Origin of the sequence: Klebsiella sp. JN_Kp127 (assembly GCF_040062505.1) — a bacterium.
GTDB lineage: Bacteria > Pseudomonadota > Gammaproteobacteria > Enterobacterales > Enterobacteriaceae > Klebsiella > Klebsiella quasipneumoniae.
In genome coordinates this window covers 21,328-33,960 of sequence record NZ_JBEAHS010000037.1, presented here as the reverse complement: position 1 = coordinate 33,960, position 12,633 = coordinate 21,328, and the positions used below count along the sequence as shown (strand labels likewise).

The 12,633-nt window shown below is 54.7% G+C and carries 10 protein-coding genes and 1 tRNA gene; 8 read left to right on the top strand and 3 right to left on the bottom strand.

Translation table 11 applies throughout. From position 1 onward, the window contains the following. Positions 1-40: 40 nt before the first annotated feature. From ABLV04_RS13695 to argG, 3 genes are all read right to left on the bottom strand, one after another. Positions 41-592, bottom strand: a complete 552-nt coding sequence (locus tag ABLV04_RS13695; RefSeq protein WP_032454172.1) for a YfaZ family outer membrane protein — start codon at positions 590-592, stop codon at positions 41-43. A gap of 348 nt (positions 593-940) precedes the next feature. After that, a complete protein-coding gene (locus tag ABLV04_RS13690) occupies positions 941-1,570 on the bottom strand; it encodes a winged helix-turn-helix transcriptional regulator (RefSeq protein WP_023291118.1) in 630 nt (209 codons plus the stop codon). Between the two features lie 172 nt (positions 1,571-1,742). Beyond that, positions 1,743-3,086, bottom strand: coding sequence for an argininosuccinate synthase (gene argG / locus ABLV04_RS13685; RefSeq protein ID WP_004144895.1), 1,344 nt, complete (start codon positions 3,084-3,086; stop codon positions 1,743-1,745). 307 nt (positions 3,087-3,393) lie between these two features. On the opposite strand from argG, the gene ABLV04_RS13680 reads away from it, so the two are divergent. The 8 genes from ABLV04_RS13680 to pnp all read left to right on the top strand — a co-directional run bounded on the left by ABLV04_RS13680 (position 3,394) and on the right by pnp (position 12,604). Further along, a tRNA-Met gene (locus ABLV04_RS13680) sits at positions 3,394-3,470 on the top strand. A 208-nt stretch (positions 3,471-3,678) separates the two neighbouring features. Continuing rightward, on the top strand, positions 3,679-4,131 hold the full coding sequence (gene rimP, locus ABLV04_RS13675; RefSeq protein ID WP_002918364.1) for a ribosome maturation factor RimP: 453 nt from the start codon (positions 3,679-3,681) through the stop codon (positions 4,129-4,131). A gap of 27 nt (positions 4,132-4,158) precedes the next feature. Further along, entirely contained in the window at positions 4,159-5,646 is a 1,488-nt protein-coding gene (nusA, locus tag ABLV04_RS13670; protein ID WP_002918252.1) for a transcription termination factor NusA, read from the top strand. A gap of 24 nt (positions 5,647-5,670) precedes the next feature. Continuing rightward, positions 5,671-8,361 (top strand): translation initiation factor IF-2, encoded by a 2,691-nt coding sequence (gene infB, locus ABLV04_RS13665; protein WP_023291117.1) that lies wholly within the window; start codon positions 5,671-5,673, stop codon positions 8,359-8,361. Positions 8,362-8,463: 102 nt separating this feature from the next. Further along, positions 8,464-8,865 carry a 30S ribosome-binding factor RbfA gene (rbfA, locus tag ABLV04_RS13660; protein ID WP_002918248.1) on the top strand — a complete coding sequence of 134 codons (402 nt, stop codon included), beginning with the start codon at positions 8,464-8,466 and terminating at the stop codon, positions 8,863-8,865. Then, positions 8,865-9,809, top strand: a complete 945-nt coding sequence (gene truB / locus ABLV04_RS13655; RefSeq protein ID WP_023291116.1) for a tRNA pseudouridine(55) synthase TruB — start codon at positions 8,865-8,867, stop codon at positions 9,807-9,809. Before rbfA ends, truB begins: the two co-directional genes overlap by 1 nt. Before the next feature lie 147 nt (positions 9,810-9,956). Next, on the top strand, positions 9,957-10,226 hold the full coding sequence (gene rpsO, locus ABLV04_RS13650) for a 30S ribosomal protein S15 (protein ID WP_002918244.1): 270 nt from the start codon (positions 9,957-9,959) through the stop codon (positions 10,224-10,226). A 242-nt stretch (positions 10,227-10,468) separates the two neighbouring features. Beyond that, entirely contained in the window at positions 10,469-12,604 is a 2,136-nt protein-coding gene (gene pnp / locus ABLV04_RS13645) for a polyribonucleotide nucleotidyltransferase (RefSeq protein WP_023291115.1), read from the top strand. The last annotated feature ends 29 nt before the right edge of the window (positions 12,605-12,633 follow it).

Here is a 12,633-nt window from a genome sequence, read left to right as displayed (position 1 = left end):
ATGAAGCAGGGACTGCCGGATGGCAATCCCTGTGCATGGATTAAAAGCGGAAGTTAACCCCGGCGTAGGCCCCGTCGGCGAGGGTGTTGTCGCGATGGCCGTCTTTCCCCGCCATATCGATATATCGATAGCCTGCTTCGATATTCAGCGACGGCAGCACGTTAAGGCGTACCCCGGCATTGGCCTCCACATAATCATCGACGCCGCTGGACATCGAGTCCGGCGAGTAATAGCCCTCACCGAAGAGCGTGAAGTACTGGCCGAGAGGAAGCTCTGCTCCGCCACCCGCGGCGATGGCGTAACCTTCATCCCCATCTTTAGGGTTCAGATAGATGCCTTTACCGCCCAGCGTCATCAGGAAAGGCCCGAGGTTGAAGTTATAACCCATACCCAGTCCAATGGTGTCGCCGTCATTGTCACTATGCGCCCACTGGGTATTGAACGTCATTCCAGGTTCCCCGGCGCCAAAGCTGGCAGACAGATTGGTAAACTCGCTACCGGCTTCACCATGCAGATTAACGGATGCGCAGGCGGCGCCGCTGGCCCCCACAGCGATCATCAGGGCTACCATTTTTGGAGCAATAGACTTCATTGTTGAATTCCTTCAGATAAAAAAAAGCCCGATACGGGTGTTCGGGCAAAATTAACGGGTTTTTGGATCTCATCGTTATGGTCGAGCAGGCGGTAGGAGAGGGGATCAACTCCCGCTACCGCTGCTCACGCCTGGCCGATTGCCGTCGGCATATCCTGCACCTGCGCAGGCCCGGCGATGCACGCCTTGTATGGCTGTCTGCTGGTCGTGCCCGGCACAGGATGTCCTCCGGTAACTCAGGTATTTAGCTTAAAATTATTTTTTTGTTACCGTTAGCGTTTATTGGTTTAAATTTAAACAACTTCAGCTGTGAGATGAATAGCCACAAATGACAGAGGTTGGTGCGAGTCAGAATTTTTCAGGAAGTGAGGCAATGCTTTGTAAATAACCCCCCCGGGCAAAGGCAATATAACCGCCTTTCTTTAAGGCTGACAAGACATTAAGAATACTGCTGCGTGAGAGATGAGTCCGGTCCTGAATATATTCAAGAATAGATACGCGCTGTCGTGTCTCTTCAGTTAAGAGCATCATTTCCAGCAGATGGTTACGGATCACCGAATAGGTTCGCTGTTGCAAGACCAAATCGTCACGATACACCATATACGAGGTATGATAGGCCAGCAGGATTGTCACTTCTTCCCACAGATTATGCTGACGAAATAGCGCCGACGCCAGATCGTAGTCGATACGCAGCAGCTCGGATGAGACCTCTGCACGCAGGCTATGACTGCGGCTGGGCTGCAGCATTTCCGCCACGCCGAAAAGGTGGGGTTCATAGACGGTCACCATCAAGAGCCTGTCGGAATTACGAATAATCGACAACTCGCCTTTTTTAAAAATAAAGAGCTGGGTTTTGCCTTTATATTCCCACGTAAGTCTTTTTCTGGCGATCGCGTTAACGGGCGTCGCGTGTGGCTCAAGCACATCGATCAATCGGTCAATGGCCTTCTGCGGCCTGATAGGCGGTTTAATATTCATGATGTTTATCACCAGATACGAATTAATCAATTGAGGATATTATAGTCAACAATTTTGCTGACCAGGCGATAAGGAAATAATGCCTCTTTTCGAATTTTCTGGTGCAGACTGGTAACAAAAAATAAAAAAGCCGGCGGAGAGCCGCCGGCAGAGAGCAAACATCGTCGGGCGATTATTTGCCTTTGTTTTCCAGATTTTCAACCTGCGGTAAACCCGTCGCTGAGGAGGCGCTCAGCAGGCCAGACTGCGCGTAGCCGAACAGCTTCTCGCGGGTATCGGTGATATCCAGATTACGCATGGTCAGCTGGCCGATACGGTCTTCAGCGGTAAACATGGAATCACCTTTTTCCATGGTCAGACGCTCTGCTTTATAGGTTAGGTTGTCTGATACCGTATTGAGGATCGAGTAGTCGTTGCCGCGACGCAGCTCAAGGGTGACTTCGCCGGTGATCTGGCTGGCGACCCAGCGCTGCAGCGAATCACGCAGCATCAGCGCCTGGGAATCGAACCAGCGGCCCTGATACAGCAGACGGCCCAGCTGGCGACCGTGAGCGTGATATTGCTCAATAGTATCTTCGTTATGAATACCGGTCAGCAGACGCTCGTAAGCGATATGCAGCAGCGCCATCCCCGGGGCTTCATAAATGCCGCGGCTTTTCGCTTCGATAATCCGGTTTTCGATCTGGTCGCTCATGCCCAGGCCGTGACGACCGCCGATGCGGTTGGCTTCCAGCATCATCTCGACGTCATCGGCGAAGGTTTTGCCATTAAGCGCTACCGGGTGACCCTGCTCAAAGCGTACGGTGACCTCTTCCGCAGGGATCTTCACGTTTTCGTCCCAGAACTTCACGCCCATAATCGGGTTGACGATCTTGACGCTGGAATTCAGAAACTCCAGATCTTTCGCTTCGTGGGTAGCGCCGAGCATGTTGGAGTCGGTTGAATAGGCTTTCTCGACCGACATCTTGTAGTCAAAGCCGCAGGCGATCATAAATTCGGACATTTCGTGACGGCCACCGAGTTCATTGATGAAATCGCTGTCCAGCCACGGTTTGTAGATCTGCAGTTCAGCGTTGGTCAGCAGGCCGTAGCGATAGAAACGTTCGATATCGTTGCCTTTATAGGTGCTGCCATCGCCCCAGATGTTGACGCCGTCTTCTTTCATTGCCGCTACCAGCATGGTGCCGGTGACCGCGCGGCCCAGCGGCGTGGTGTTGAAGTAGGTCAACCCGCCGGTGGTGTTATGGAAAGCGCCACACTGAATCGCGGCGATCCCTTCTGCGACCAGCTGTTTGCGGCAGTCGATCAGACGGGCGCCTTCGGCGCCGTACTCTTTCGCGCGGCGCGGAATAGCATCGTAATCGTCTTCGTCCGGTTGACCCAGGTTAGCGGTATATGCATAAGGCACAGCGCCTTTTTTGCGCATCCATAACAGCGCGGCGCTGGTATCCAGTCCACCAGAGAAAGCGATACCAATACGTTGACCAACCGGGAGATGCTTGAGAATCGTCGTCATAAAATAAAACCCTGCTCGATAGACTGTGGTGAGTTCGACTCAACAACCTTAACTGCATTTTTATGCATTAATTGTGAGTATTCATTTAACCATCTTTTACTGGTGACAGGAAGGGCTTCATCATCTTTTTGCTAAAAAAGCCTGAAATACCAGCACAAACGGCAATCGGGGGCGATAAAATGCATGTTGACAAAATATACTAATTGTCGTTACAATTCATCCCGATTTTATGTCCCGTCTTCGGTACCAAATCCCAGCAGTATTTGCGTCTTTTGCTCAAAAAGAGTAAAATATGCCACGTTTCAGGCGCGGGGTGGAGCAGCCTGGTAGCTCGTCGGGCTCATAACCCGAAGGTCGTCGGTTCAAATCCGGCCCCCGCAACCACTTTCCCATTAAGTACTTTTTCAAATATACTGTGAGGACTAGGTGTCCTTCGTAGCCGAATTTGAAAGAATTCTTGCGGAAGGTGTTCCAGATCGCCATGGCGATCTCAGGGTTCAGTTATCTAAAGCCCCGATTTATCGGGGTTTTTTGTTATCTGACTTCAGAATAACTGGGCTATACGCCCTTTTTTTATGTCTTGGGGGTGGGTTTGTCCACATTAGAGCAAAAATTGACAGAGATGCTCACTGCGCCGGTTGAAGCGCTTGGCTTTGAGCTGGTCGGCATCGAATTTATTCGCGGTCGCACATCCACACTGCGCATCTATATTGATAGTGAAGATGGCATCAACGTTGATGATTGTGCTGATGTGAGCCACCAGGTAAGCGCCGTCATGGATGTCGAAGACCCGATCACTGTCGCTTACAACCTGGAAGTCTCTTCGCCTGGTCTCGACCGTCCGATGTTCACCGCCGAACACTATCAACGTTTCACTGGCGAAGAAGTTGCGCTGGTGCTGCGCATGGCGGTTCAGAACCGTCGCAAATGGCAGGGCATTATCAAAGCGGTAGACGGTGAAATGATCACGGTAACCGTCGAAGGCAAAGATGAAGTGTTCGCGCTGAGTAACATCCAGAAGGCGAACCTGGTTCCCCACTTTTAACAGTCTGGATTGAGGTGAAAGGCCCCGATGAACAAAGAAATTTTGGCTGTTGTTGAAGCCGTTTCCAACGAAAAAGCGCTGCCGCGTGAGAAAATTTTCGAAGCGCTGGAAAGCGCGCTGGCAACGGCCACCAAGAAAAAATACGAACAAGAGATCGACGTTCGCGTTGAAATCGACCGTAAGAGCGGCGATTTCGACACTTTCCGTCGCTGGCTGGTTGTAGAAGAAGTCACCCAGCCGACGCGCGAGATCACGCTGGAAGCCGCGCGTTTCGAAGATGAAAGCATGAACGTCGGCGACTACGTCGAAGATCAGATTGAATCTGTCACCTTCGACCGCATCACCACCCAGACCGCTAAACAGGTTATCGTGCAGAAAGTTCGCGAAGCCGAGCGCGCGATGGTGGTCGATCAGTTCCGCGAGCACGAAGGTGAGATCATCACCGGCGTGGTGAAAAAAGTGAACCGCGACAACATCACTCTGGATCTGGGCAACAACGCTGAAGCCGTGATCCTGCGTGAAGATATGCTGCCGCGTGAAAACTTCCGTCCGGGCGACCGCATTCGCGGCGTACTGTACGCCGTCCGTCCGGAAGCACGTGGCGCCCAGCTGTTCGTGACCCGTTCCAAACCTGAGATGCTGATCGAACTGTTCCGCATCGAAGTGCCGGAAATCGGTGAAGAAGTGCTGGAGATCAAAGCGGCAGCTCGCGATCCGGGCTCTCGTGCCAAAATCGCGGTGAAAACCAACGACAAGCGTATCGACCCGGTTGGCGCTTGCGTCGGTATGCGCGGCGCGCGCGTGCAGGCGGTATCCACCGAGCTGGGCGGCGAGCGTATCGATATCGTCCTCTGGGATGATAACCCGGCGCAGTTCGTGATTAACGCTATGGCGCCGGCAGACGTCGCGTCCATCGTGGTGGATGAAGATAAACACACCATGGATATCGCGGTAGAAGCGGGCAACCTGGCGCAGGCGATTGGCCGTAATGGTCAGAACGTCCGCCTGGCCTCGCAGCTTAGCGGCTGGGAACTCAACGTGATGACCGTTGACGATCTGCAGGCTAAGCACCAGGCGGAAGCGCATGCCGCTATCGATACCTTCACCAAATATCTCGATATTGATGAAGATTTCGCGACAGTGCTGGTTGAAGAAGGCTTCTCCTCACTGGAAGAGCTGGCCTATGTGCCGATGAAAGAACTGCTGGAAATCGACGGTCTGGATGAAGCCACCGTTGAAGCACTTCGTGAGCGTGCGAAAAACGCACTGACTACGCTGGCGCTGGCTCAGGAAGAAAGCCTGGGAGATAACAAACCTGCCGATGATCTGTTGAATCTCGAAGGTCTGGATCGTGCCCTGGCATTCAAACTGGCTGCCCGTGGTGTTTGTACGCTGGAAGATCTCGCCGAGCAGGGCGTTGATGACCTGGCTGATATCGAAGGGATGACCGACGAGAAAGCTGGCGAGCTCATCATGGCCGCTCGCAACATTTGTTGGTTCGGCGACGAAGCGTAATAAACTGTAGCAGGAAGGAACAGCATGACAGATGTGACTATTAAAGCGCTGGCCTCAGAGATTCAGACCTCTGTGGATCGCCTGATACAGCAATTTGCTGACGCAGGCATCCGCAAAACGGCTGATGATTCTGTGACCTCGCAAGAGAAACAAACTTTGTTGACGCACCTGAACCGTGAGCACGGTTCGGCGCCAGACAAGCTGACGTTACAGCGTAAGACGCGCAGTACGTTGAATATTCCAGGTACCGGTGGAAAGAGTAAATCGGTACAAATCGAAGTCCGCAAGAAACGCACCTTTGTGAAACGCGATCCGCAAGAGGCTGAACGCCTGGCCGCGGAAGAGCAGGCGCAGCGTGAAGCGGAAGAGCAGGCCCGTCGTGAAGCTGAAGAAGCAGCGAAACGCGAGGCGCAATTAAAAGCTGAACGTGAGGCCGCAGAACAAGCTAAACGTGAAGTCGCTGATAAAGCGAAACGTGAAGCTGCGGAAAAAGACAAAGTGAGCAATCAACATACCGACGAAATGACCAAAACCGCCCAGGCTGAAAAGATCCGTCGCGAGAACGAAGCCGCGGAACTGAAGCGCAAATCGGAAGAAGAAGCACGCCGCAAACTTGAAGAAGAAGCGCGCCGTGTAGCGGAAGAAGCACGCCGTATGGCAGAAGAAAACGAAAAAAATTGGTCTGAAACTTCAGACAGCCCGGAAGACACCAGCGACTATCACGTCACCACGTCACAGCATGCTCGTCAGGCTGAAGATGATAACGATCGTGAAGTCGAAGGCGGCCGCAGCCGCAGCCGTAGCAGCAAAGCGGCGCGTCCGGCGAAGAAAGGCAACAAACACGCTGAATCTAAAGCCGATCGTGAAGAAGCCCGTGCGGCCGTTCGCGGCGGCAAAGGCGGTAAGCACCGTAAAGGTTCCGCTCTGCAGCAGGGCTTCCAGAAGCCGGCGCAGGCCGTTAACCGTGACGTCGTGATCGGCGAAACCATCACCGTTGGCGAACTGGCTAACAAGATGGCGGTGAAAGGTTCGCAGGTCATCAAAGCGATGATGAAGCTGGGCGCCATGGCGACCATCAACCAGGTCATCGACCAGGAAACCGCACAGCTGGTTGCCGAAGAGATGGGCCACAAAGTTATCCTGCGTCGTGAAAACGAGCTGGAAGAAGCGGTAATGAGCGACCGTGACACCGGCGCGGCGGCTGAACCGCGCGCACCGGTTGTGACCATCATGGGTCACGTTGACCACGGTAAAACCTCGCTGCTGGACTACATTCGTTCCACTAAGGTTGCCTCCGGCGAAGCGGGTGGTATTACCCAGCACATCGGTGCTTACCATGTAGAAACCGACAACGGCATGATCACCTTCCTGGATACCCCGGGCCACGCCGCGTTTACCTCCATGCGTGCTCGTGGTGCGCAGGCGACGGATATCGTGGTTCTGGTGGTGGCGGCAGACGACGGCGTGATGCCGCAGACTATCGAAGCTATCCAGCACGCCAAAGCGGCGCAGGTGCCGGTGGTGGTTGCGGTGAACAAGATCGATAAGCCTGAAGCCGATCCGGACCGTGTGAAGAACGAACTGTCCCAGTACGGCATCCTGCCGGAAGAGTGGGGCGGCGAGAGCCAGTTCGTCCACGTCTCCGCGAAAGCCGGTACCGGTATCGACGACCTGCTGGACGCGATCCTGCTGCAGGCTGAAGTACTCGAGCTGAAAGCGGTCCGTAACGGGATGGCGAGCGGCGCGGTGATCGAATCCTTCCTTGATAAAGGTCGTGGTCCGGTCGCTACCGTTCTGGTTCGCGAAGGTACGCTGCACAAGGGCGATATCGTTCTGTGCGGCTTCGAATACGGTCGTGTGCGTGCGATGCGTGACGAACTGGGTCGCGAAGTGCTGGAAGCGGGTCCGTCCATTCCGGTGGAAATCCTCGGCCTGTCCGGTGTGCCGGCTGCCGGTGATGAAGTGACCGTGGTTCGTGACGAGAAAAAAGCGCGTGAAGTGGCGCTGTATCGTCAGGGCAAATTCCGTGAAGTTAAGCTGGCGCGTCAGCAGAAATCTAAACTGGAAAACATGTTCGCTAACATGACCGAAGGCGAAGTTCACGAAGTGAACATCGTGCTGAAAGCGGACGTACAGGGTTCTGTCGAAGCGATTTCCGATTCCTTACTGAAACTGTCTACCGACGAAGTGAAAGTGAAGATCATCGGTTCCGGCGTAGGTGGTATCACCGAAACCGACGCCACCCTGGCTGCAGCATCCAACGCGATTCTGGTTGGCTTCAACGTTCGTGCCGATGCCTCTGCGCGTAAAGTTATCGAAGCGGAAAGCCTGGATCTGCGTTACTACTCCGTCATCTATAACCTGATCGACGAAGTGAAAGCGGCGATGAGCGGCATGCTGTCTCCGGAACTGAAACAGCAGATCATCGGTCTGGCTGAAGTGCGTGATGTCTTTAAATCGCCGAAATTCGGCGCCATCGCGGGCTGTATGGTTACCGAAGGGACGATCAAACGTCACAACCCAATCCGCGTGCTGCGTGACAACGTGGTTATCTATGAAGGCGAGCTGGAATCCCTGCGCCGCTTCAAAGATGACGTTAACGAAGTCCGTAACGGCATGGAATGTGGTATCGGTGTGAAGAACTACAACGACGTTCGCGTTGGCGATATGATCGAAGTGTTCGAAATCATCGAAATCCAGCGTAGCATCGATTAATCATCGGATGGCTAAGCCGCCGGGGAAGCGAAGCGCCACCCGGCAATCATTTTAAAAAGGGGCTTTAGGCCCCTTTTTTGTCTTTATTCTGGAGAATTTATTATGGCGAAAGAATTTGGTCGCCCGCAGCGCGTGGCCCAGGAGATGCAAAAAGAGATTGCTATCATCCTGCAGCGTGAAATCAAAGATCCGCGTCTGGGCATGATGACCACCGTTTCCGGGGTGGAAATGTCCCGTGACCTGGCCTATGCCAAGGTGTATGTCACCTTCCTCAACGACAAAGATGAAGCCGCGGTGAAAGCGGGCATCAAAGCGCTGCAGGAAGCCTCTGGCTTTATCCGCTCTCTGCTGGGGAAAGCGATGCGCCTGCGCATCGTGCCGGAGCTGACCTTCTTCTACGACAACTCACTGGTGGAAGGGATGCGTATGTCCAACCTGGTCACCAGCGTGGTGAAACACGACGATGAGCGTCGTGTGAACCCGGACGACAGCAAGGAGGACTGATGAGTCGTCCTCGTCGTCGCGGCCGCGACGTGCACGGCGTATTGCTGCTGGATAAGCCTCAGGGCGCCTCCAGCAACGATGTGCTGCAGAAAGTAAAGCGTATATATAACGCCAACCGCGCCGGACACACCGGCGCGCTGGATCCGCTGGCGACCGGTATGCTGCCGATCTGCCTTGGCGAAGCGACCAAGTTTTCCCAATACCTGCTGGACTCCGATAAGCGCTACCGCGTGATAGCTAAACTTGGCCAGCGCACCGATACCTCCGATGCCGATGGCCAGGTGGTGGAAGAGCGCCCGCTGACCTTTAGCGACGAACAGCTGGCGGCGGCGCTGGACAGCTTCCGCGGCGAGACGCAGCAGGTGCCGTCGATGTATTCGGCGCTGAAATATCAGGGCAAGAAGCTGTACGAATATGCCCGTCAGGGGATTGAGGTCCCGCGTGAAGCTCGGCCGATTACCGTTTATGAGCTGCTGTTTATTCGCCATGAAGGCGATGAACTGGAGCTGGAGATCCACTGCTCGAAAGGCACCTACATCCGGACGATTATCGATGATTTAGGTGAGAAGCTCGGCTGCGGCGCGCACGTGATTTTCCTGCGTCGCCTGGCGGTGAGCAAATACCCGGTTGAGCGGATGGTGACCCTCGAGCAGCTGCAGGCGCTGGTCGATCAGGCGGCGGCGCAGGATATTCCTGCCGCGCAGCTGCTCGATCCGCTGCTGATGCCCATGGACAGCCCGGCGTCGGACTATCCGCTGGTGACGATCCCGGAGACCTCCGCGGTCTACTTTAAAAACGGCAACCCGGTACGTCAGTCAGGCGCGCCGCTTAACGGGCTGGTGCGGGTGATGGAAAGCGAATCCGGCAAGTTTCTCGGCATGGGCGAAATTGACGATGAAGGCCGCGTGGCGCCGCGTCGTCTGGTGGTGGAATACCCGGCGTAAGCGCTTTTCTTGCGATAAAAGCCTGCTACGAGTAGAATATCGCCGCTTAACGTCCGCTAAAGTGTTTTAACATTTTCGGGCGTTGCATCAGGGGTCGCTGAATTAGAGATCGGCACCCTTTCTTTCTTTTAATTTTGGAGTTCTAAAATGTCTCTAAGCGTTGAAGCTAAAGCAAAAATCGTTTCTGAGTTTGGTCGTGGCGAAAACGACAGCGGTTCTACCGAAGTTCAGGTTGCACTGCTGACTGCACAGATCAACCACCTGCAGGGCCACTTTGCAGAGCACAAAAAAGATCACCACAGCCGTCGTGGTCTGCTGCGCATGGTTTCTCAGCGTCGTAAACTGCTCGACTACCTGAAACGTAAAGATGTTGCACGTTACTCTGCGCTGATCGAGCGTCTGGGTCTGCGTCGCTAATTCTGCGAGTTTCAGAAAAAGGGGCCTGACGGCCCCTTTTTTCGACCGGGCGGCAGCAATTCATTCAAAACTCATGTATTGTTGCTAGTAATGATCTTCATGCAGAGGTTCGCGCGGCTAATGAGAGGCTTCATCCGCAGGGGCGGGTAAAGGTTGTCATTAGTCGCGAGGATGCAGAGGATCGGGTCAATAGACGCTATGTCGTGGATATGGCGTGATTTATAGATAAAAAGGATAGAATTTTGCTTAATCCGATCGTTCGTAAATTCCAGTACGGCCAGCATACCGTGACCCTGGAAACCGGCATGATGGCGCGCCAGGCAACGGCCGCTGTGATGGTTAGCATGGATGACACTGCGGTATTCGTGACCGTTGTGGGCCAGAAAAAAGCGAAGCCAGGCCAGGACTTTTTCCCGCTGACGGTTAACTACCAGGAGCGTACCTACGCTGCCGGTAAAATCCCGGGTGGTTTCTTCCGTCGTGAAGGCCGCCCAAGCGAAGGCGAAACCCTGATCGCGCGTCTGATTGACCGCCCGGTTCGCCCGCTGTTCCCGGAAGGCTTCGTTAACGAAGTTCAGGTTATCGCCACCGTGGTTTCCGTTAACCCGCAGGTTAACCCGGATATCGTCGCGATGATCGGCGCTTCCGCAGCGCTGTCCCTGTCTGGTATTCCGTTCAATGGCCCAATCGGCGCCGCGCGCGTGGGTTACATCAACGACCAGTACGTACTGAACCCAACCCAGGAAGAGCTGAAGTCCAGCAAACTGGATCTGGTGGTTGCCGGTACCGAAGCGGCCGTGCTGATGGTGGAATCCGAAGCGGAACTGCTGAGCGAAGACCAGATGCTGGGCGCGGTGGTCTTTGGCCACGAGCAGCAGCAGATTGTTATTCAGAACATCAACGACCTGGTGAAAGAAGCCGGTAAACCGCGTTGGGACTGGCAGCCGGAAGCCGTCAACGAAGCGCTGAACGCGCGCGTGGCTGCGCTGGCTGAATCCCGCCTGAGCGATGCTTACCGTATCACCGACAAACAAGAGCGTTACGCTCAGGTTGATGTGATCAAATCTGAAACCATCGCTACGCTGGTTGCAGAAGATGAAACCCTGGACGCTAACGAACTGGGTGAAATCCTGCACGCTATCGAGAAAAACGTGGTTCGTAGCCGCGTGCTGGCCGGTGAGCCGCGTATCGATGGCCGCGAAAAAGATATGATCCGTGGTCTGGACGTTCGTACCGGCGTTCTGCCGCGTACTCACGGTTCCGCACTGTTCACCCGTGGCGAAACGCAGGCGCTGGTTACCGCGACTCTGGGTACCGCACGCGATGCGCAGAACATCGACGAACTGATGGGCGAGCGTACCGACTCCTTCCTGTTCCACTACAACTTCCCTCCGTACTCCGTAGGCGAAACTGGCATGGTGGGATCTCCGAAGCGTCGTGAAATCGGTCACGGTCGTCTGGCTAAGCGCGGCGTTCTGGCCGTGATGCCGACTATCGACGAATTCCCGTACACCGTTCGCGTGGTGTCTGAAATCACCGAATCCAACGGCTCTTCTTCCATGGCTTCCGTCTGTGGTGCCTCTCTGGCGCTGATGGACGCTGGTGTGCCGGTGAAAGCCGCCGTGGCGGGTATCGCCATGGGCCTGGTGAAAGAAGGCGACAACTTCGTCGTGCTGTCTGACATCCTCGGTGACGAAGACCACCTTGGCGATATGGACTTCAAAGTAGCGGGTTCCCGCGACGGTATCTCTGCGCTGCAGATGGATATCAAAATTGAAGGTATCACCAAAGAAATCATGCAGGTTGCATTGAACCAGGCTAAAGGTGCGCGTCTGCACATCCTGGGCGTGATGGAGCAGGCGATTAACGCGCCGCGCGGCGACATCTCTGAATTCGCACCGCGTATCCACACCATCAAGATCAACCCGGACAAGATCAAAGACGTTATCGGTAAAGGCGGTTCTGTTATCCGTGCCCTGACCGAAGAGACCGGCACCACCATCGAAATCGAAGATGACGGTACCGTGAAGATCGCAGCGACCGACGGCGACAAAGCACAACATGCTATCCGTCGTATCGAAGAGATCACCGCTGAGATCGAAGTTGGCCGTATCTACAATGGTAAAGTGACCCGTATCGTTGACTTTGGCGCGTTCGTTGCCATCGGCGGCGGTAAAGAAGGTCTGGTTCACATCTCGCAGATCGCCGACAAGCGCGTTGAGAAAGTGACTGACTACCTGCAGATGGGTCAGGAAGTACCGGTTAAGGTTCTGGAAGTTGACCGTCAGGGCCGTGTCCGTCTGAGCATCAAAGAAGCAACTGAACAGACTCCGTCTGCCGCAGCGCCGGAAGTTCCGGCTGCCGAGCAGGGCGAGTAAGGTTGCCGTTAGCCCTCCGCTTTTGCGGA